Source organism: Enterobacter cloacae complex sp. 309I3 (genome assembly GCF_050031595.1).
In the GTDB taxonomy this organism is placed as follows: Bacteria; Pseudomonadota; Gammaproteobacteria; order Enterobacterales; family Enterobacteriaceae; genus Enterobacter; species Enterobacter cloacae.
The window spans coordinates 3,346,681-3,368,199 of the sequence record NZ_JBLGWI010000001.1; the positions used below are offsets into that span (position 1 = coordinate 3,346,681).

13 protein-coding genes are annotated in these 21,519 nt (G+C 54.8%); 9 read left to right on the forward strand and 4 right to left on the reverse strand.

Annotation, left to right across the window (positions count from 1 at the left end):
- The first annotated feature begins 560 nt into the window (after nucleotides 1-560).
- The gene (gene rcsD, locus ACQG22_RS15875; RefSeq protein ID WP_023619743.1) at nucleotides 561-3,233 is read left to right on the forward strand and encodes a phosphotransferase RcsD; all 2,673 of its coding nucleotides are present in this window, start codon (nucleotides 561-563) and stop codon (nucleotides 3,231-3,233) included.
- Between the two features lie 16 nt (nucleotides 3,234-3,249).
- Nucleotides 3,250-3,900, forward strand: coding sequence for a response regulator transcription factor RcsB (rcsB, locus tag ACQG22_RS15880; protein ID WP_003859405.1), 651 nt, complete (start codon nucleotides 3,250-3,252; stop codon nucleotides 3,898-3,900).
- Between the two features lie 88 nt (nucleotides 3,901-3,988).
- On the opposite strand, the gene rcsC is transcribed toward rcsB, so the two are convergent.
- Nucleotides 3,989-6,835, reverse strand: a complete 2,847-nt coding sequence (gene rcsC, locus ACQG22_RS15885) for a two-component system sensor histidine kinase RcsC (RefSeq protein ID WP_020690666.1) — start codon at nucleotides 6,833-6,835, stop codon at nucleotides 3,989-3,991.
- Between the two features lie 135 nt (nucleotides 6,836-6,970).
- Nucleotides 6,971-9,607 (reverse strand): DNA topoisomerase (ATP-hydrolyzing) subunit A, encoded by a 2,637-nt coding sequence (gyrA, locus tag ACQG22_RS15890; RefSeq protein WP_369706640.1) that lies wholly within the window; start codon nucleotides 9,605-9,607, stop codon nucleotides 6,971-6,973.
- 146 nt (nucleotides 9,608-9,753) lie between these two features.
- On the opposite strand from gyrA, the gene ubiG reads away from it, so the two are divergent.
- The 7 genes from ubiG (at nucleotide 9,754) to ACQG22_RS15925 (ending at nucleotide 18,830) form a co-directional block, all read left to right on the forward strand.
- A complete protein-coding gene (gene ubiG, locus ACQG22_RS15895) occupies nucleotides 9,754-10,482 on the forward strand; it encodes a bifunctional 2-polyprenyl-6-hydroxyphenol methylase/3-demethylubiquinol 3-O-methyltransferase UbiG (RefSeq protein ID WP_020690665.1) in 729 nt (242 codons plus the stop codon).
- Nucleotides 10,483-10,830: 348 nt separating this feature from the next.
- Entirely contained in the window at nucleotides 10,831-13,116 is a 2,286-nt protein-coding gene (gene nrdA, locus ACQG22_RS15900; RefSeq protein ID WP_020690664.1) for a class 1a ribonucleoside-diphosphate reductase subunit alpha, read from the forward strand.
- Nucleotides 13,117-13,223: 107 nt separating this feature from the next.
- Complete coding sequence (gene nrdB, locus ACQG22_RS15905; RefSeq protein ID WP_114518880.1) at nucleotides 13,224-14,354, forward strand: class Ia ribonucleoside-diphosphate reductase subunit beta; 1,131 nt, start codon at nucleotides 13,224-13,226, stop codon at nucleotides 14,352-14,354.
- Nucleotides 14,354-14,608: a class I ribonucleotide reductase maintenance protein YfaE gene (gene yfaE, locus ACQG22_RS15910; protein WP_013098013.1), complete on the forward strand. Its 255-nt coding sequence runs from the start codon at nucleotides 14,354-14,356 to the stop codon at nucleotides 14,606-14,608. Before nrdB ends, yfaE begins: the two co-directional genes overlap by 1 nt.
- A gap of 119 nt (nucleotides 14,609-14,727) precedes the next feature.
- Entirely contained in the window at nucleotides 14,728-16,419 is a 1,692-nt protein-coding gene (locus ACQG22_RS15915; RefSeq protein WP_369706639.1) for a GMC family oxidoreductase, read from the forward strand.
- Entirely contained in the window at nucleotides 16,313-17,869 is a 1,557-nt protein-coding gene (locus tag ACQG22_RS15920) for a GMC family oxidoreductase (protein ID WP_369706638.1), read from the forward strand. Before ACQG22_RS15915 ends, ACQG22_RS15920 begins: the two co-directional genes overlap by 107 nt.
- A 31-nt stretch (nucleotides 17,870-17,900) precedes the next feature.
- Nucleotides 17,901-18,830, forward strand: a complete 930-nt coding sequence (locus ACQG22_RS15925; RefSeq protein ID WP_369706637.1) for a LysR family transcriptional regulator — start codon at nucleotides 17,901-17,903, stop codon at nucleotides 18,828-18,830.
- Between the two features lie 24 nt (nucleotides 18,831-18,854).
- Here ACQG22_RS15925 and glpQ read toward each other — a convergent pair whose 3' ends face one another.
- Both glpQ and glpT read right to left on the reverse strand, forming a co-directional pair.
- Entirely contained in the window at nucleotides 18,855-19,913 is a 1,059-nt protein-coding gene (gene glpQ, locus ACQG22_RS15930) for a glycerophosphodiester phosphodiesterase (protein WP_369706636.1), read from the reverse strand.
- 11 nt (nucleotides 19,914-19,924) lie between these two features.
- Nucleotides 19,925-21,277, reverse strand: a complete 1,353-nt coding sequence (gene glpT / locus ACQG22_RS15935; RefSeq protein WP_013098018.1) for a glycerol-3-phosphate transporter — start codon at nucleotides 21,275-21,277, stop codon at nucleotides 19,925-19,927.
- Between the last annotated feature and the right edge of the window lie 242 nt (nucleotides 21,278-21,519).

Below are 21,519 nucleotides of genomic sequence, written 5' to 3' on the forward strand. Positions count from 1 at the left end.
TTACAAAGCACAAAGCGCTTAGAAAATTAGCACTAATAATCAAGCGAAAATATAAGCCAATATAAATCAATCGCTTGCGATAAAGAAAATTACAGCACTGAATGACAAAACAAGATCGTGCGTAATCACTAAAATAACTCTCGCTATCATCATTAACTTTATTTATTACCGTCATTCAGCTTTGAATGTCTGTTTATCCCTAATTCAACCGAATGCTTCGCATTCGGTTTTTTTTTACCTTTCTTTACGTAATTATTCTTTTTTTTGTGCTACCGCACAGAAATCATAACGACTATTAACTAAATTCACCTGAAACCCCTCCCGCATAAAACGCAACGCAACAAATCATAATTTCTTGTTTATTCGTGCTATTCTCTGTCTGATATCGAGCGTAATCTGTACATTCACCTCGGGTATGTACACATTTAATACAGACCATTCAGTAGTACTCACAGAGGAAAAAGTCGCGTGTTCAAAGGCTATGAGGCTGGAAATTCAGTTATTACCCTTTATACTGCCCTATCGCCATAAAGCACGGCCATTACGGGTTAAACATATCAATGAGTCAGACTGAAACTACCGCCCCGAGCAAATTCTCCCTTCTCCCCGGGAGCATCACCCGTTTCTTTCTTCTTTTGATCGTTGTGCTGTTGGTCACGATGGGGGTTATGGTTCAGAGCGCGGTGAACGCCTGGCTGAAGGATAAGAGCTATCAGGTCGTTGATATCACGCATGCCGTGCACAAGCGCATTGACACCTGGCGCTACGCCACCTGGCAGATTTACGACAATATCGCGGCCGCCCCGGCGACGTCCTCAGGCGAAGGGCTGCAGGAAACGCGACTGAAGCAGGACGTTTACTACCTGGAAAAGCCGCAGCGCAAAACGGAAGCGCTTATTTTCGGCTCGCACGACAGCGCGACGCTTGAGATGACGCAGCGCATTTCAACCTATCTGGATACCCTCTGGGGTGCCGAGACGGTGCCATGGTCGATGTACTATCTGAACGGTCAGGATAACAGCATGATCCTGATTTCGACCCTGCCGCTTAAAGATCTCTCCTCGGGTTTTAAAGAGACGACCGTGGGCAGCATTGTCGATTCTCGCCGGGCAGAAATGCTGCAGCAGGCGAACGCCCTTGATGAACGCGAAAGTTTCTCTTCCCTGCGCCGTCTGGCCTGGCAAAATGGCCATTACTTTACCCTGCGCACCACCTTTAACCAGCCAGGACATCTGGCGACGGTTGTGGCGTTCGATCTGCCAATTAACGATCTGATCCCGCCGGATATGCCGCTCGACAGCTTCCGCCTGGAGCCGGACAGCAGTACCCAGAACATGCGTGCTGCCTCGGATAAAGAGGCCGCAGAAAGCGTTTCTATCTCCTTTAACGGCTCGAAGATTGAAATTGCCTCTTCGCTGAACTCAACCGGTATGCGCCTGGTGTGGCAGGTGCCGTTTGGCACGCTGCTGCTCGACACCCTGCAAAATATCCTGTTACCGCTGCTACTGAATATTGGGCTACTGGCGCTGGCGCTGTTTGGCTACAGTACGTTCCGTTTCCAGCCCGGGCGTCAGAGCGATGCCTCAACGGTCCCGGCCGGAACCAGTAATGAATTGCGCGTATTACGTGCCCTGAATGAAGAAATCATCTCAGTACTGCCGCTGGGTGTGCTGGTTCACGACCAGGAAGCCAACCGCACGGTGATGAGCAATAAAATTGCCGACCATCTGCTGCCGCATCTTAACCTGCAGAACATCACCACCATGGCGGATCAGCATCAGGGGGTGATTCAGGCCACCATCAATAATGAACTGTACGAGATCCGTCAGTTCCGCAGCCAGGTCGCCTCCCGCACGCAGATCTTCATTATTCGCGATCAGGATCGCGAAGTACTGGTGAACAAAAAACTGAAGCAGGCGCAAAGACTGTATGAGAAAAATCAGCAGGGTCGCGCCGCGTTTATGCAAAATATTGGTGATGCCTTCAAACAGCCATTAAGAACGCTGGCGACGCAGGCGGCGGCGTTGAGCACGCCTGAAAGTCAACAGCTGGCAAGCCAGGCGGATTCGCTGGTGCGGATGGTGGATGAGATCCAGCTCGCGAACATGCTCGAGAACGACTTCTGGAAAGGCACGCCGACCCTCTTCTCGATTCAGGATCTGATTGACGAAGTGGTGCCGGAAGTTCTGCCGGTGATTAAGCGCAAAGGTCTGCAACTGCTGATCAACAACCATCTGCCGGCCAACGACGAACGTCACGGCGATCGCGAGGCGCTGCGTCGAATTCTGCTGATGATTATTCAGTACGCCGTCACCACCACGCAAATTGGCAAAATCACGCTTGAGGTCAATACCGACGAGTCCGCGGAGGATCGTCTGACGTTCCGTATCCTCGATACCGGTGAAGGCGTTACAACCAGTGAGATTGATAATCTGCACTTCCCGTTCCTGAACGATACCCAAAGCGATCGCTACGGTAAGGCTAATGCTCTGACCTTCTGGCTGTGCGATCAGCTGGCGCGCAAGCTTGGCGGCCATCTGAACATTAAAGCCCGTGAATCGCTTGGCACCCGTTATTCGCTGCACGTAAAAATGGCCGCCAATCCTCAGGAAGAAGATGAAGAACGCCTGCTGGACGATGTGGTTGTGATGGTGGATGTGACTTCGAACGAGATCCGCAATATCGTGGTACGCCTGCTGGAAAACTGGGGTGCGGCCTGCATCACGCCGGATGAAAGACTCTCAAGTCAAGAATTTGATCTGTTTTTAACTGATAATCCGTCTAATCTTACTGCCTCCGGCTTGCTTTTAAGCGATGATGAGCCAGGCGTGCGAAAAATCGGCCCAGGCCAGCTGCGCGTCAACTTTAATATAAGCAATGCGATGCAGGAAGCTGTACTACAACTAATAGAAGAGCAACTGGCGCAGGAAGAGATAGCGGAATCCCCGTTAGGCGGCAATGAAAATGCCGAGCTTCACGCCAGCGGATATTATTCACTCTTTGTTGATACAGTACCAGATGATGTTAAGCGGTTGTATACTGAGTCCGCTGCGAATGATTTTGCAGCGCTGGCGCAGACAGCACACCGGCTTAAAGGGGTGTTTGCCATGCTTAATCTGGTTCCCGGCAAGCAGTTATGTGAAACGCTGGAACATCTAATTCGTGAGAAAGATGCCTCTGGCATTGAAAAATACATCAGCGACATTGACGCCTACGTCAAAAGCTTGCTGTAGCAAGGTAGCCTAATACATGAACAATATGAACGTAATTATTGCCGATGACCATCCGATTGTACTGTTCGGTATTCGCAAATCACTTGAACAGATCGAGTGGGTGAATGTAGTCGGTGAATTTGAAGACTCTACAGCACTGATCAATAACCTCCCAAAACTTGATGCACACGTGCTCATTACCGATCTCTCCATGCCTGGAGACAAATACGGTGATGGGATCACGCTCATCAAATATATTAAACGTCACTTCCCGGACATCTCGATCATTGTTCTGACCATGAATAACAACCCGGCGATTCTGAGCGCCGTGCTGGATCTGGATATCGAAGGGATTGTACTGAAACAGGGCGCACCAACTGACCTGCCTAAAGCGCTGGCTGCGCTGCAGAAAGGCAAAAAGTTCACCCCTGAGAGCGTCTCTCGTCTGCTGGAAAAAATCAGTGCAGGTGGCTACGGTGACAAACGCCTGTCGCCAAAAGAGAGCGAAGTTCTGCGTCTTTTCGCTGAAGGTTTCCTCGTGACCGAGATTGCCAAGAAGCTGAACCGCAGTATTAAAACCATCAGTAGCCAGAAGAAATCAGCCATGATGAAACTGGGCGTGGACAACGATATCGCGCTGCTGAACTATCTCTCCTCCGTGACGCTGAGCGCGACGGATAAGGATTGATCCAGGACGGGTGTGCGTTCTGATGCCCTCACCCCGTCCCTCTCCCACGGGGAGATGGTGAAAAGTAAAAGGCCCTTACGGGCCTTTTTTATGTCCGTGTTTTTCTCACCCGATCCGCGTAAATCGACAATGTCTGCTTTAATACGTCCAGCGTAACCGGTTTCGACAGACAGCTGTCCATTCCTGACTCCAGGCAGCGCTGTTTCTCTTCCGCCAGCGCATTCGCCGTGACGCCAACCACCGGCAACGTCAGACCAAGCTGGCGGATACGCTGCGTCAGACGATAGCCGTCCATATTAGGCATATTCACGTCGCTGAGAACGATATCAATATGGTTTTTACTGAGCACATTCAGCGCATCCACACCATCATTGGCGGTTTTACATTGATAACCCAGCGAGCCCAGCTGGTCAGCCAGCAGGCGACGGTTAATCGGATGATCGTCAACGACCAGAATCATCATATCGTCGTTCACCGACGCCAGCGATTCCGGTGACGGCAGGGTCGCCGCGCCATCGTTCTCTTCGAGCTGCACGCTGTAGATGCGCGCCAGCAGCCCCAACAGCTCATGTGGAGTCGCCACACTGTGAACCCACTCGCCCGGCGCACGCTCAACCGGAATACCGATGTGACGACGACAGAACATCACCACGCCCCTTCCCTGCCACGGTTGCGCCAGCGTGTCATCGGTGATCAATACATCGTCCACGTCCGGCGTCTGGCCTTCATAACGGGAAACCCGCACGCCGCTGTGGTTCAGCAGTGCCGTCAGATAATCATTCAGCGAGGCGTTGTGCACCGCCAGCCAGCAGCGCTTATCGCTCAGGCCGTCAACCGTCGTTTTCGCCGGATACTGCGCAGAATAGAGCGGAATACGGATGGTGAACTGGCTACCCATACCAGGTTCGGTATCCACCGAGATATCGCCGTCCATCATGCTGACGAGCTTCTCACAAATAGCCAGCCCCAGTCCGGTCCCCTGGAAGTTACGCTGCACGCCGGTACCGACCTGGAAGAACGGGTCAAACAGACGAACCACTTCCTTCGCCGGGATCCCAACGCCGGTATCACGCACACGAATGCTCAGGTAGTCCCCTGCCCGGCACACATGCAACACGATACAGCCGATGTCGGTGAACTTGATGGCGTTACTGAGCAGGTTCGAAATGACCTGCTGCAGACGCATAGGATCGCCATGCAGCGTCAGCGGTACGTCTGGCTCAATAAAGCAATAGAGACCCAGCTGTTTACGTACCACCAGCGGCAGATAGTTGGCGCTGATGTGGTTCATCACCTCGCGCGGAGAGAACTCGCGCGGTTCAATTTTCAGCTGCTCGGACTCAATTTTCGAGAAATCGAGAATGTCGCTGATGATTTTCAGCAGCAGGCTTGAGGAGTTGTTCATCGCCGTCACCAGGCGATCAACGCCTTTCGGCAGCTCTTTGGTTTGCAGCAGATCGAGGTTGCCGATAATCCCGTACAGCGGCGTACGCAGTTCGTGACTGACGGTGGCAAGGAACATGGATTTCGACTGGCTGGCCTGCTCTGCCGCCTGGGCCATCTCCTGCAAAGACTCTTCCATCTTCACACGTGCTGAGACATCCACCAGCACGCAAATCGCCACGTTTTCATTGCGATAGCGCGAATGCACGAAGCTAATTTGTAAGTTGGTGTGGGTGCTGGTCAGCACGTCGACAAAATTCACCTGCTGACCACAGATAATTTGCGTCAGCCTTTGCCGGTCCTCGTGCGTCAGCATGTTCAGGTAGTTATGCGCCAGTTCATTACTGAGGATATTGGTGCCGTCCTGGGTGCGCAGGATACAGATCCCCACCGGTGCGGAGGCAACAATCTTACGGTTAAACTGCTCGTGTTCCTCCAGACGCTGGGCATCGCTTTCAGCGGGGATAAAAATCTTCCGCTCATACATCCGCGCCAGGGTAAACAGCGCGCCACCGGCCAGCACGTTCAGCAGGATGGCATTCATGATAAGAATACGGATCCGCTCAAGCACCATATCCACAGGCAGGGAATAGACGATACTCAGCGACGATGGCGGTAAGCTTTTCTTCAGCACCAGCTCACGGAATCCTGAGGTATAGCCAAACCACGAACGCTCCTGCATCCAGTGCGGATCGACGTTCAGGCGATTATCCGGCCCGGTGAGTGAAATCAGGGGATGGCCGTTCTCATCCAGAATGGTCACTCCCATCGGCAGGCTGCCCGGCGTGAAGAAGTTTTCCATGCGGATGGTCTGTTCAATGCCCAGTAGCGCCTGCAGGCGATTGCCCAGATAAACTGGCGTCAGCGCATAGAAATAGCCCACGCCCATGCGCGGCCCCTGGCTTATCCAGAAGATGTTATTCCCGCGCTCGTCCTGCGGCGCATTGCGGTATTTCAAAATGCGTTCATGCAGGCTTTTCAGCGCATCATCACGTTCAACGGGCACATCGCGCAGGCCAAAGTCGGCCATGCAGAGGTTTTCGCTGCCAATCAGGAACACGCGGTTCAGGTCATAGGCGGCGGAGAAGTTGTCGCGCCAGTAGCGCATAAACCAGGAGAGCGATTCCAGGGAACCGCGCCAGGTGTTGCTCATGGCGGAGCAGTCGGAATCCGGGAACAGCGGCTCGAAATCCGGTACTTCGGTTTTGTCATTACGCCCGCGGATGGCAAGAATACCGTTTTCCGCCGTCAGGCGATTTTCGGCAATGTACTTCAGCTCCTTCATCACGTCGGAGGTGCGCTGAATATAGCGCTGGGCCTGATCGGAACTTAGGTTAAATTCCTGACGGATCTCCGCTTCTTTCTGGTGCAGCGCGTTGACGATGTAAAACACCGAGGACAAGGCCACCAGTAACCAAAGCAAGAGCGCCAGCGCCCGAAACAGATAGCGAGAGACTTTCAGCGTGGTTCGAAAGGAGACGAGGTATTTCAAAGGGGCGAGGCTCCGCCGTCGGGGTCAAAAAGAATGTGGTTAAGGTAGCGGTAAACGCTGCTTGTCGCAACGTTGACTTGTCTGCATCTGCAAAAGAAAAGGGCCGGAATCCGGCCCTTTATGCGTCAGGAGACATTACTCGTCAGAGTCATCCGCTGCATCATCGTCGGTGTCCACTTCCGGTGCAATGTCATCATCACCTTCCGCGACGCTACCGTCGATGGAGTCGAGCTCTTCGTCGTCCACCGGCTCAGCAACACGTTGCAGACCCACCACGTTTTCATCTTCCGCCGTACGGATGAGGATAACGCCCTGGGTATTACGACCCACCACGCTAATCTCCGACACGCGGGTACGCACCAGCGTACCGGCATCGGTGATCATCATGATCTGGTCGGCATCGTCTACCTGCACCGCGCCCACAACGGAACCGTTGCGCTCGGTCACCTTGATAGAGATAACGCCCTGCGTGCCACGCGACTTGGTTGGGTATTCCCCTTCCGCGGTACGTTTACCGTAACCATTCTGCGTCACGGTCAGGATAGCCCCTTCCCCGCGCGGAATAATCAGAGAAACGACGCTGTCTTCGCCCGCCAGTTTGATACCGCGAACGCCCGTTGCGGTACGACCCATTGCGCGGACGGCGTCTTCTTTGAAGCGCACCACTTTACCGGCTGCGGAGAAGAGCATGACTTCATCTTTGCCTGAAGTCAGATCGACGCCAATCAGCTCATCGCCTTCGTTCAGGTTCACCGCGATGATACCGGCAGAACGTGGACGGCTGAACTCGGTCAGCGCGGTTTTCTTCACGGTACCGCTGGCAGTCGCCATAAAGACGTTCACGCCCTCTTCGTACTCGCGTACCGGCAGAATGGCGGTGATACGTTCGTTCGCTTCCAGCGGTAGCAGGTTAACGATCGGACGACCACGTGCACCACGGCTCGCTTCCGGCAACTGGTAGACCTTCATCCAGTACAGACGACCCCGGCTGGAGAAGCAGAGGATGGTGTCATGGGTGTTCGCCACCAGCAGACGGTCAATAAAGTCTTCTTCTTTAATACGTGCCGCAGATTTGCCTTTACCACCACGACGCTGTGCTTCGTAGTCAGTTAACGGCTGATACTTCACGTAGCCCTGGTGAGACAGGGTCACAACAACGTCTTCCTGGTTGATCAGGTCTTCGATGTTGATATCTGCGGAGTTGGCGGTGATTTCGGTGCGACGCTCATCGCCGAACTGATCGCGGATCTGCTCCAGCTCTTCGCGGATCACTTCCATCAGGCGCTCTGCGCTGCCCAGGATGTGCAGCAGTTCAGCGATCTGCTCCAGCAGCTCTTTATATTCGTCGAGCAGTTTTTCATGCTCAAGGCCGGTCAGTTTCTGCAGACGCAGATCCAGAATCGCCTGGGCCTGCTGTTCAGTCAGGTAGTACTGACCATCACGCACGCCGAATTCAGGTTCCAGCCACTCAGGACGCGCGGCGTCATCACCGGCACGCTCCAGCATTGCCGCAACGTTGCCCAGATCCCACGGACGGGAAATCAGCGCGGTTTTCGCTTCCGCCGGGGTTGGCGCGCGACGGATCAGCTCGATGATCGGATCGATGTTGGCCAGCGCCACGGCCAGTGCCTCAAGGATGTGGGCACGGTCACGCGCTTTGCGCAGTTCGAAAATGGTACGACGGGTCACCACTTCGCGGCGGTGACGGACAAACGCGCTCAGGATCTCTTTCAGGTTCATGATCTTCGGCTGACCATGGTGCAGTGCAACCATGTTGATACCGAAGGAGACCTGCAGCTGGGTCTGAGAGTACAGGTTGTTCAGCACAACCTCGCCCACCGCGTCGCGTTTGATTTCAATCACGATGCGCATACCGTCTTTGTCAGACTCGTCACGCAGCGCGCTGATGCCTTCAACACGTTTTTCTTTTACCAGCTCGGCGATTTTTTCAATCAGTCGCGCTTTGTTCACCTGATACGGGATCTCGTGAACAATGATGGTTTCACGGCCGGTTTTGGCATCTGCTTCCACTTCGGCGCGGGCACGGATGTAAATCTTGCCGCGACCGGTGCGGTACGCTTCTTCAATACCACGACGACCGTTGATGATGGCCGCCGTCGGGAAGTCCGGGCCCGGGATGTGTTCCATCAGCCCTTCAATGCTGATGTCTTCATCGTCGATATAGGCCAGGCAGCCGTTGATCACTTCGGTGATGTTGTGCGGCGGAATGTTGGTCGCCATCCCTACGGCGATACCGGACGAACCGTTCACCAGCAGGTTAGGGATCTTCGTTGGCATGACGTCAGGAATTTTTTCCGTGCCATCGTAGTTATCAACGAAATCAACCGTCTCTTTTTCCAGGTCGGCCATCAGCTCATGGGCAATTTTCGCCAGACGGATTTCCGTATAACGCATTGCCGCGGCGGAGTCGCCGTCGATAGAACCAAAGTTACCCTGACCATCTACCAGCATGTAACGCAGCGAGAAAGGCTGCGCCATACGAACGATGGTGTCGTACACCGCGGAATCACCATGGGGATGGTATTTACCGATTACGTCACCAACGACACGGGCAGATTTTTTGTAGGCTTTATTCCAGTCATTGCCCAATACGTTCATGGCGTATAGTACGCGACGGTGTACCGGCTTCAGGCCATCGCGGACGTCCGGCAGCGCACGGCCAACAATGACCGACATCGCATAGTCCAGATAGGAGCTCTTCAGCTCTTCCTCGATGTTAACCGGTGTAATTTCTCTCGCAAGGTCGCTCATCTAACCGCTATCCCTCTACTGTATCCCGGATTCAAAGGTCGCAAATTATAACACAGCCGCGGTGATACAGGTAAACCTATACGCTTTATTCACAGGGATTGCCTGATATACTCATTCGTCTTGCTAAATAAGGAGTAAAAGCGCCCATGAATGCCGAAAAATCCCCGGTGGCTCACAACGTAGACCACGAAGAGATTGCCAAATTTGAAGCGGTGGCATCCCGCTGGTGGGATCTCGAAGGTGAGTTCAAACCTCTGCATCGCATCAACCCGCTGCGTCTGGGCTATATCGCGGAGCGTTCCGGCGGTCTGTTCGGTAAAAAAGTGCTCGATGTCGGCTGCGGCGGCGGCATCCTGGCAGAGAGCATGGCGCGCGAAGGGGCCACCGTCACCGGCCTGGATATGGGTTTTGAACCGTTGCAGGTTGCCCGTCTGCATGCCCTGGAGTCCGGGATTCAGGTGGAGTACGTACAGGAAACCGTTGAGGAACACGCGGCAAAACATGCGCACCAGTACGACGTGGTCACCTGCATGGAGATGCTGGAGCACGTTCCCGACCCGCAGTCCGTCGTCAACGCCTGCGCAAAACTGGTGAAACCGGGCGGCCAGGTCTTCTTCTCCACCATCAACCGTAACGGCAAAGCCTGGCTGATGGCCGTCGTCGGCGCAGAATATGTACTGCGCATGGTGCCCAAAGGTACACACGACGTGAAGAAATTCATCAAGCCTGCCGAGTTACTGGGCTGGGTTGACCAGACGTGGCTCAAGGAGCAGCACATCACCGGTCTGCACTACAATCCGCTGACCGATAAATTCAAACTCGCCCCGGGTGTGGATGTTAACTATATGTTGCACACCACCGCCAAAAACGACTAACGTCATCCATTATTCTTATAAAGATTGCGCGACATCATGTTGCGCAATTCTGACCTCCCGTTGAAGAAATCAGCACTCGATCAAATTTTGAATTTTTTTTCTTAATTATTGACATCTCTTCCAGGCCTTACAGCATGAGGACTTAGCCTTTTTTACCCTTTCACAACCTCAATTTAACGTCAAAATCAACCCTTGTACTGAAAAGAATCCTTACTAGAATACTCACCATATAGCGTTTCTCTTATCGCAAACCCCCTATATGTAGTATTTATCCACAGAGTTAGTCACAAGGCGGATCTGTGGATAAACGGGGGATATTTTTTTATTTCACGGACAGGTAAAACCCACATGAATCAGAGTCTGCTGGTGACAAAGCGCGACGGTACTACCGAGCGTATCAATCTGGACAAAATCCATCGAGTTCTCGACTGGGCAGCAGAAGGCCTGAACAACGTATCTATCTCCCAGGTTGAACTGCGTTCCCATATTCAGTTCTACGACGGCATCAAAACGTCTGATATCCACGAAACCATCATCAAAGCGGCGGCGGATCTGATCTCCCGCGAAGCGCCGGATTATCAGTACCTCGCTGCACGTCTGGCGATTTTCCACCTGCGTAAAAAAGCCTACGGCCAGTTCGAGCCGCCTGCGCTTTACGACCACGTGGTGAAAATGGTTGAGCTGGGTAAATACGACACGCATCTGCTGGAAGACTATACGGAAGAAGAGTTCGAGCAGATGAACGGGTTTATCGATCACTGGCGTGATATGAACTTCTCCTACGCAGCGGTGAAACAGCTCGAAGGCAAATACCTGGTCCAGAACCGTGTCACGGGCGAAATCTACGAGAGCGCCCAGTTCCTCTATATTCTGGTGGCCGCCTGCCTGTTCTCAAACTACCCGCGTGACACCCGTCTGGAATACGTTAAGCGTTTCTATGATGCGGTCTCTACGTTCAAGATTTCTCTGCCGACGCCGATTATGTCTGGCGTGCGTACCCCAACCCGTCAGTTCAGCTCCTGCGTACTGATCGAGTGCGGTGACAGCCTGGATTCCATCAACGCGACCTCCAGCGCGATTGTCAAATACGTCTCCCAGCGTGCCGGTATCGGTATCAACGCCGGTCGCATTCGTGCCCTGGGCAGCCCAATTCGCGGCGGTGAAGCGTTCCATACCGGTTGTATCCCGTTCTACAAGCACTTCCAGACCGCAGTAAAATCCTGCTCTCAGGGCGGCGTGCGCGGTGGTGCGGCAACCCTGTTCTACCCAATGTGGCACCTGGAAGTCGAAAGCCTGCTGGTACTGAAAAACAACCGTGGTGTTGAAGGTAACCGCGTGCGTCACATGGACTACGGTGTACAGATCAACAAACTGATGTACACCCGTCTGCTGAAAGGTGAAGACATTACCCTGTTCAGCCCGTCCGACGTCCCGGGTCTGTATGACGCGTTCTTCGCCGATCAGGACGAGTTCGAACGTCTGTACACCAAATACGAAAAAGACGACAGCATCCGTAAACAGCGCGTGAAGGCGGTCGATCTGTTCTCCCTGATGATGCAGGAACGTGCCTCTACCGGCCGTATCTACATCCAGAACGTTGACCACTGCAACACCCACAGCCCGTTTGATCCGGTTGTTGCGCCAGTGCGCCAGTCTAACCTGTGCCTGGAGATCGCCCTGCCGACCAAACCGCTGGAAGACGTGAACGACGAAAACGGCGAAATCGCGCTGTGTACGCTGTCTGCGTTCAACCTGGGCGCGATTAAGAGCCTGGACGAGCTGGAAGAGCTGGCAGTGCTGGCCGTCCGTGCGCTCGACGCCCTGCTGGACTACCAGGATTACCCAATCCCGGCGGCGAAACGCGGCGCAATGGGCCGTCGTACGCTGGGTATCGGCGTCATCAACTTCGCCTACTGGCTGGCGAAACACGGTAAGCGTTACTCCGACGGCAGCGCGAACAACCTGACCCACGAAACGTTCGAAGCGATCCAGTATTACCTGCTGAAAGCGTCTAACGAGCTGGCGAAAGAGCAAGGCGCATGCCCGTGGTTTAACGAAACCACCTATGCGAAAGGCATTCTGCCAATCGACACCTACAAGAAAGACCTGGATGCGATTGCAAACGCGCCGCTGCATCTGGACTGGGAAGCACTGCGCGAGTCCATTAAGACTCACGGCCTGCGCAACTCCACGCTCTCTGCCCTGATGCCGTCTGAGACCTCTTCGCAGATCTCTAACGCCACCAACGGTATCGAGCCGCCGCGCGGTCACGTCAGCATTAAAGCGTCGAAAGACGGCATCCTGCGCCAGGTGGTGCCGGATTACGAACTGCTGAAAGACAACTACGAGCTGCTGTGGGAAATGCCAAACAATGACGGCTATCTGCAGCTGGTGGGTATCATGCAGAAATTCATCGATCAGTCGATCTCTGCCAATACCAACTACGACCCGACGCGTTTCCCGTCTGGTAAAGTGCCAATGCAGCAACTGCTGAAAGACCTGCTCACCGCGTACAAATTTGGCGTGAAAACTCTGTATTATCACAACACCCGTGATGGTGCAGAAGACGCGCAGGACGATCTGGCACCGTCAATTCAGGATGATGGCTGCGAAAGCGGCGCATGTAAGATCTAATAAATCCCCTCATCCTAACCCTCTCCCACAGGGAGAGGGAACTCTTTCCCCCTCTCCCTGTGGGAGAGGGCCGGGATGAGGGGGAAATAACACCACAGGACACACTCATGGCATATACCACCTTTTCACAGACGAAAAACGACCAGCTCAAAGAGCCGATGTTCTTCGGCCAGCCGGTCAATGTGGCACGCTACGATCAGCAAAAATATGACATCTTCGAAAAGCTGATTGAAAAGCAACTCTCCTTCTTCTGGCGTCCGGAGGAAGTTGACGTTTCCCGCGATCGTATCGATTTCCAGGCGTTGCCGGAGCATGAAAAACACATTTTCATCAGCAACCTGAAGTACCAGACGCTGCTGGACTCCATTCAGGGCCGCAGCCCGAACGTTGCCCTGCTGCCGCTGATCTCCATTCCGGAACTGGAAACCTGGGTGGAAACCTGGGCGTTCTCGGAGACGATCCACTCCCGCTCTTACACCCACATTATCCGCAACATCGTTAACGATCCGGCGGTGGTGTTTGACGATATCGTCACCAACGAGCAGATTCAGAAACGCGCGGAAGGGATTGCCCACTACTACGACGAGCTGATCGAGATGACCAGCTACTGGCACCTGCTGGGCGAAGGGACCCACAACGTGAACGGCAAAACCGTCACCGTGAACCTGCGCGCGCTGAAAAAGCAGCTGTACCTGTGCCTGATGAGCGTTAACGCCCTGGAAGCCATCCGCTTCTACGTGAGCTTTGCCTGCTCCTTTGCGTTTGCCGAGCGCAAGCTGATGGAAGGTAACGCCAAAATCATCCGTCTGATCGCCCGTGACGAAGCCCTGCACCTGACTGGTACCCAGCACATGCTGAACCTGTTGCGCAGCGGCACAGACGACCCGGAGATGGCGGAAATCGCTGAAGAGTGCAAGCAGGAGTGCTACGACCTGTTCGTGCTGGCCGCACAGCAGGAGAAAGAGTGGGCAGACTACCTGTTCCGCGACGGCTCCATGATTGGCCTGAACAAAGACATTCTGTGCCAGTACGTTGAGTACATCACCAATATCCGTATGCAGGCGGTCGGTCTCGATCTGCCATTCCAGACGCGTTCCAACCCGATCCCGTGGATCAACACCTGGCTGGTGTCCGATAACGTGCAGGTGGCGCCACAGGAAGTGGAAGTGAGTTCTTACCTGGTCGGTCAGATTGATTCTGAAGTCAACACTGACGACCTGAGCAATTTCCAGCTCTGATGACGCGCGTAACGCTGAGTCTTTCGGGCACAGAAGTGCTGTGCCAGGAAGAGCACCCTTCCCTGCTGGCAGCCCTTGAGGCGAATCAGGTGACGGTAGAGTATCAGTGTCGTGAAGGCTATTGCGGCTCCTGCCGCTGCCGCCTGGTCACCGGCCAGGTGGACTGGCTGACCGAACCGCTGGCCTTTATCAATGAAGGGGAAATTTTGCCCTGCTGCTGCCGGGCAAAAGGTGATATTGAAATAGAAATATAGCGCCAACCCCTCCTTTCGGGTTCGTGATTTACGAACCCGTGATTCGCCTTTCCTCACCTGTTCACCCCTCCTCATGCCGCTTACTCTAACGGTATATCCACCTGAGGAGGCCATCAGCAATGTCCGTTTTATCCTTAGAACAGTTCATGACCACATCCCCTGAGCAGATGCCCTACGATATTATTATCGTTGGCGCGGGCTCTGCCGGGGCAGTGCTGGCAGCACGTCTTAGCGAAGATGAGCAGACACGTGTTCTGCTGCTGGAATATGGTCCGTCTTTTGATCCCGATGGCTATCCGGAACTGCTTTACAGCGGCAATATTATCGCGGCGAATGGCGATCAGCGATATGAATGGGGCTATTACGCCAGCCCGGTCAGCCAGCCCGATCCCGTCTATACTCCGCGCGGCAAAACCCTCGGCGGAAGTTCAGCCATTAACGCCGCCGTCGCCTGCCGGGCGCTCCCCTGGGATTTCGAACGCATCACGGCAAAAGGGCTTAAGGGCTGGAAATATGAGGATGTGCTGCCCTACTACAAAAAGATGGAAACCTACCCTTTGGGTGAGGATAAATATCATGGTCGTGAAGGTCCACTTCCGATCCATCAGATGACGTTAGAGGAGATCACCCCAGTTCAGCGGGCCACCCTGGAAGCGGCGTGGCAGTTGGGTTTTGCGCGGGTTGAAGACTTTAACCACCCAGAAGCCAACAACGGCGCCGGGCCCAATCCGATGAATATTATTAACGGCGTTCGGGTGAATACCGGAATGGCATGGCTTACCCGCAAGGTGCGCCAGCGCCCGAACCTGACCATCGTGTATGGGGCGCTCACGGACAAGCTGATCGTTGAGGAGAACCGGGTCAAAGGCGTGCAGCTTGCCGACGGGGAACAGTGCTTTGCCCGCCAGACAATCCTCAGCGCCGGCGCCTATGGTTCCGCCGCGATATTGCTGCGCTCAGGCATCGGCCCACGCCACCATCTGGAATCGCTGTCGATCCCCGTCGTGAAAGAGGCCCCGGTGGGTGAGCGTCTGCGGGATCACGCCTTCTACTGGATAAACTTCGCCGGAAAAGCCGAACTTAAGGGCCACGAGCATCCGGTTGTCGCCGCCCAGATCTGGACGAATTCAAGCTTTGCCAAATCAGCCCGCGAAATGGACATTGCCATTTCCCCTTCGCATCTGTTACCTACAGACCTCAGCCCAACCGGCGTCGCCTTCTCCCTCGGGCTGGAACTCATGCATTGCAGCTCCACAGGCTACATCCGCCTGAAGAGCCGTGACCCTCACGATGCACCGGAAATAGCGCTTAATCACCTGACGACAGAAGATGACATGCGCCGGATGGTCGAGTGTTTTCGTCTGGCACGCCTGCTGGCGGATATGCCGCCGCTGCGCCAGCTCATTGAGTACGAAATCAGCCCCGGAGCCTCGGTCGGGGATGATGAATCTGACATTCGCCAGGCTCTGGCGCAGGGGGTTAGCACCCTCCAGCACCCCTGCTCCACCGCACCGATGGGGCCCCCTGATGACCCCTATGCCGTGGTGGATGAAAACGGGTGCCTTTACGGTCTGCATGACTTAAGGGTCATCGACGCATCGATCCTGCCCGAAATCCCGCTCATCAACCTCAATCCGACCATCATCATGATGGCAGAAAAACTGGCTGATGCGCTGCGTAACGATATTCATGAGGAGAGGAAAAATGGTATCCATCAAGCCGGAAAACAGCGCCAGAATAATGAAACAATCGTACGACGTCATAGTCGCAGGCGGTGGTTCAGCGGGTGCGGTTCTCGCCGCACGTCTTAGCGAGAACCCTGACTGCCAGGTATTGCTGCTGGAAGGCGGCCCCGTCTTTGCCCCCGATGGCTGGCCGGATGAACTGACGCAAAGTCACTCTGTTGGCGGCGGTGATTACGTCTGGGAACACGGCGCGGCGACGGGAACCGATCACACCTCTGGTCATCTGCGGGCCAAAGTGCTCGGTGGCGGCTCCACGATCAACGCAGGCGCGTTTGTTCGCGCCCCTAAATCCGATTTTGACCGCTGGGTAAAGCGCGGCCTGAGCGACTGGTCGTTTGATAAGGTTTTACCGTGGTTCAAACGGCTTGAAAATGCCGACTATGGCGACGATCGCTGGCATGGCCGCCACGGTCCCGTTCCGGTGCGATTACCTGCGCTGGAGACACTCAGTCCGGCAAGTCAGGCGTTTTATCACGCCTGTCGCGCTCACGGCTTTGCCGCCATTGACGATATTAACGGCGCACAACAACACGGCGTCGCCATCTATCCACTGAATGTTGTCAACGGCATCCGGCAAAACACTGGCATGGTCTACCTGACGGCGGAGGTTCGGGCGCGCAAGAATCTGTCAATTGTCGGCATGACGGTTGTGGATAAAGCGCTGATAGACAATTCGCGGGTATACGGCATACAGCTTGCGGATGGGACACGGATCGCTGCCGACTGCGTGTTCCTTTGTGCCGGTGCGGCCGGTACGCCAGCCATTCTGTTACGCTCCGGCATTGGTCCTGCTGACGATTTACGCCGTCTGGAAATCCCGCTAAAACAGGATCTCCCCGTTGGCCGCAATTTGCATGAACAACCCGTGAACGGGATCATGCTGGCGACCTCTGCAGAACATGCCAGCTATCCCCCAATAGGTGCAACGCTCTGGACGCAATCTTCGCTGGCCGCAGCCGACGAACTGGATCTGTATATCAGCAATAACCACTTCGTCGATCCGGGACTGTTTCCACACGGGGCGGGTTTCCAGCTCTTTTTCACCGTGGCTCGCCCCTGTGCCCGTGGGCGTCTGACACTGACGAGCCGCAATCCACTGCTCGCCCCCAGTATCGATCTCAATCTGCTGGGCGACGAGCGCGACGTCATACGGATGGTCGAAGCGGTGAAGTTGTCCCGGGCACTGGTGCAGGAAGGTCCGTTGCAGGCACTGGTTACTGGCGAAGTCCCGGCAGTTAAAGGCGGTAAACTCGCCAAAACAGACCAGCAGATAGCAGAGGAGCAGCGTGCGACGGTGAAAAGTAATCTACACCTCAGCGCGACAGCACCGATGGGTAAAGAAAGCGATCCGGCAGCAGTCGTGGACGCGTGCGGCAACGTCTTCGGTATTAACGGGCTGTTTGTCGTCGATGCCTCGCTGTTCCCGGACGTTCCCTCTCAGGCGACTAATCCGGATGTGATCATGGCGGCAGAATATCTCGCCAGCCGTTTTTCCGGTTCCCTGAACGGCGCATAGTAAACCGAATAAGCCATAAAGGAGCGCCTGTGTGAACAAGTTCGTGGAGATGAGCACGTTTGTTTCGGTTGTTGAGTCGCAAAGCTTTGTTGGCGCGGCGGCAAAGCTGGGGACATCAAAATCGGTGGTCAGCCAGCGCGTCAAGATGCTGGAGAAACGGCTTGGCGCAAGCTTGCTGGAGCGTGGGCCCCGCCTTAGCCTGACGGAAGCGGGTCTGCTTTTTTATCAGGAGTGCGTGCATATCCTTGACGAAGTCACACAGGCGGAAGAAGCCGTGGCACCCTCACGCAGCGAGCTTCACGGCGAGCTGCGTATCGCCACCTCGCATACCTTTATGACCACCCATCTGTCGACGATCCTGGCCGGATTTATTGGCGCTCATCCGGGACTGTCTCTCGATATCTCGACAGAAGATCGGCAGATTAATATGCATCAGCCCGACTTTGATATCGCCATCCGCCTCGGTCTCGTCCCGGACTCTACGCTCATCGCCCGCACGCTGGCGCGCAATCTGACCTGGCTGTGCGCGAGCCCGGACTATCTGGCGCAACGGGGCACGCCTGTGCACCCCGTTGAGCTGGAGCAGCATGACGGACTGTTATATACCCACCGTGCGCCAGGCGGTTGCTGGCAGCTACTGCATAACGGGCAGCGCCAGAACTGGCGCGTCAGAAATCGTCTGCGCTCGGATAATGCTTTCAGCCTGCTGGAAGCCGCCAAAGCAGGGCTTGGGATTGTGGTCATGCCGTTATTTTTAGGTGCTGATGCGATATTGCGCGGAGAACTGAATATTATTTTACCCGGCTGGCAACCGGATGGTGGCAACATTGTGGCCCTGTATCGCCAGACGCGTCGCGCCTCGCCGGTGATCCAGGCGCTGGTCAACCTGGTCGCAGAACAGCTAGGGCCAGAGCCAGAATGGGAAAAAAAGCTAAGGCTGGCCGGCCTACTGCCCGAATAAAAAAGGGCCTTACGGCCCCTTGTATTACTTGTTATGCAGGAATGAAACTGCTTTATCCGGGAAATCCGTAAACAACCCGTCTACGTCCGCCTGCTTATACAACACCTCGTAAAGCTGATTCACGTCCGTGGCGTACGGCGGTAACTGGTCAGCACGCACCGTATACGGATGCACCTGCATCTTGCTGGCGTGTGCCTCTTTTACCATCGCCGTCAGCTTCACGTGGCCCGGGGTTGAACCTTCCGCCACCAGCATGTGGTAATCCGGCCCGATCCCATCGGCGTACTGCGCGATCTGCTTCATGGCACCCGGTTTGAACATCCAGTCGTAGTTGTAGTTTACCCACTTGCCGTCTGCCTGCTTCTCCTGGGTTTCGTTCCAGTCGGTATAGGCTATCAGCTGGACCAGATTGAGATCCATCCCCATCTTTGGCTCCAGCTCGCTTTTGATGCGCTTCAGTTCTGCGGCGTCAAAACACTGGAGATAAACTTTGTCCTTCTTGCTGGTGTAGCCGTATTGCTTCAGCATCTCCAGCGTCTTCGCGGCAATATCCTTCCCTTCCTGGTGATGGAACCACGGGGCTTTAATTTCCGGATAGATACCGATATTTTTGCCCGTTGAGTGGTTCAGCCCCTGAACAAACTCAATCTCTTCCTGGAAGGTATGGATACGGAAGTCAGATTTACCCATTGGGAAACGTCCCGGATAAACCTGCACCTTCTTGCCGTTTTCAATCTCGAAGCCTTCGGTAAACTTCAGAGAACGGATTTCATCCAGAGTAAAATCGATGGCGTAAAAACGGCCATCTTTACGGGCGCGGTCCGGGAAACGCTCAGCCACATCGGTCACGCGATCAAGATAGTGGTCATGCAGGACGACCAGCTGGTCGTCCTTTGTCATCACCAGATCCTGCTCAAGATAATCGGCCCCCTGCGCGTAGGCCATCGCTTTCGCCGGCAGCGTATGCTCCGGCAGATAGCCGCTTGCGCCGCGATGGGCAATAACGATTTTATCCGCCGCCAGCGCGGAGCCGGTCATCAGGCCCGCCAGCAGCAGACCGGTCGCTAATTGAGTTAATTTCATGGCAATGCTCCTTATTGACGACGCGCCAGCACGTCCGCGTGGTGACGTTTTTCACCGATCATCACAACAATCAGCAGCAGTACCGCCAGCACGCTGCCGCCGATCATCACCATAAAGCCGCCGTCCCAGCCGAAGAAGTCAACGGTATAGCCCACGATGGCGCTCGCCGCGACCGAACCGCCCAGGTAGCCGAACAGACCGGTAAAGCCTGCCGCCGTACCGGCTGCTTTTTTCGGTGCCAGTTCCAGCGCATGCAGACCGATCAACATAACAGGACCATAAATCAGGAAGCCGATGACGATCATACAGGTCATATCCACGCCCGGGTTACCCGGCGGGTTGAGCCAGTAGACGACGGTGGCAATGGTCACGAGCGTCATAAAGAAGACGCCCGTTGCGCCACGGTTGCCCTTAAATACTTTGTCCGACATCCAGCCGCAAATCAGCGTCCCCGGGATCCCCGCGTATTCGTACAGGAAGTAGGCCCAGGAGGATTTATCCAGCGCGAAATGCTTCACCTCTTTCAGGTAGGTCGGTGACCAGTCGAGGATGCCGTAACGCAGCAGGTAAACAAACACGTTCGCAACCGCGATGTACCACAGCAGTTTGTTCGGCAACACGTACTTCATGAAGATCTGCTTTGCCGTCAGCTCTTCTTCGTGCTTCTCGCTGTAATCATCCGGATAGTCGTTTTTGTACTCCTCAATCGGCGGCAGGCCGCAGGACTGCGGTGTATCACGCATCAGCGCAAAGGCGATAATCGCCACCAGAATGGCGCCAAAGGCAGGCATATAGAGCGCAGCGTGCCAGTCGTTGAACCAGGCCATCCCCAGCAGGAACAGCAGAGGCGGAATGCCGCCACCCACGTTATGCGCGCAGTTCCACACCGACACGATGCCGCCACGCTCCTTTTGCGACCACCAGTGCACCATGGTACGCCCGCATGGCGGCCATCCCATCCCCTGGAACCAGCCGCACAGGAACAACAGCACAAACATAATAGCGATGCTGGACGTTGCCCATGGCACAAAGCCCATAAACAGCATCACCGCCGCCGCCAGGATCAGACCGGCTGGCAGGAACACGCGCGGATTCGAGCGATCCGACACCGATCCCATGATGAATTTCGAAAAGCCGTAGGCGATGGAGATCCCCGACAGCGCGAACCCGAGATCGCCACGCGAAAAGCCCTGCTCAACCAGATAAGGCATGGCGAGGGCAAAGTTTTTACGCACAAGGTAATACGCCGCATACCCGAAGAAGATCCCCAGGAAGATTTGCCAGCGCAGGCGGCGGTAAAGCGGATCTATTTCTGCCTCAGGCAGACGCGCCCGGTGCGGCGCAGGTTTAAAGATACTGAGCATGACAGCCTCCGTGGCCATGTATTGAATTTACAGGGGTTTAACTGCCCCAAACTCCAGCAAGGCGGGGATGTTAAGAAATCACGGTGATTGTTACTGTGAATCAACGCACAAATTGTTACAGAAATATGACAACGTGCGCAAAAAAGCGCATGGAATCACGTTTCACTTTCGAATTTCGCTCGTTTGTGTTCGAAATCAAACAAACCACAGTTTTCATGTGGCTAAATGATAAAAAACGAACA

Excerpts from the sequence above, each read along its gene's own strand:
- glpT (WP_013098018.1), bottom strand. The coding sequence starts at position 21,277 with ATGCTCAGTATCTTTAAACCTGCGCCGCACCGGGCGCGTCTGCCTGAG.
- glpQ (WP_369706636.1), bottom strand. The coding sequence starts at position 19,913 with ATGAAATTAACTCAATTAGCGACCGGTCTGCTGCTGGCGGGCCTGATG.
- ACQG22_RS15920 (WP_369706638.1), top strand. The coding sequence starts at position 16,313 with ATGGTATCCATCAAGCCGGAAAACAGCGCCAGAATAATGAAACAATCG.
- nrdA (WP_020690664.1), top strand. The coding sequence starts at position 10,831 with ATGAATCAGAGTCTGCTGGTGACAAAGCGCGACGGTACTACCGAGCGT.
- ubiG (WP_020690665.1), top strand. The coding sequence starts at position 9,754 with ATGAATGCCGAAAAATCCCCGGTGGCTCACAACGTAGACCACGAAGAG.
- rcsB (WP_003859405.1), top strand. The coding sequence starts at position 3,250 with ATGAACAATATGAACGTAATTATTGCCGATGACCATCCGATTGTACTG.
- ACQG22_RS15915 (WP_369706639.1), top strand. The coding sequence starts at position 14,728 with ATGTCCGTTTTATCCTTAGAACAGTTCATGACCACATCCCCTGAGCAG.
- gyrA (WP_369706640.1), bottom strand. The coding sequence starts at position 9,607 with ATGAGCGACCTTGCGAGAGAAATTACACCGGTTAACATCGAGGAAGAG.
- yfaE (WP_013098013.1), top strand. The coding sequence starts at position 14,354 with ATGACGCGCGTAACGCTGAGTCTTTCGGGCACAGAAGTGCTGTGCCAG.
- rcsD (WP_023619743.1), top strand. The coding sequence starts at position 561 with ATGAGTCAGACTGAAACTACCGCCCCGAGCAAATTCTCCCTTCTCCCC.
- nrdB (WP_114518880.1), top strand. The coding sequence starts at position 13,224 with ATGGCATATACCACCTTTTCACAGACGAAAAACGACCAGCTCAAAGAG.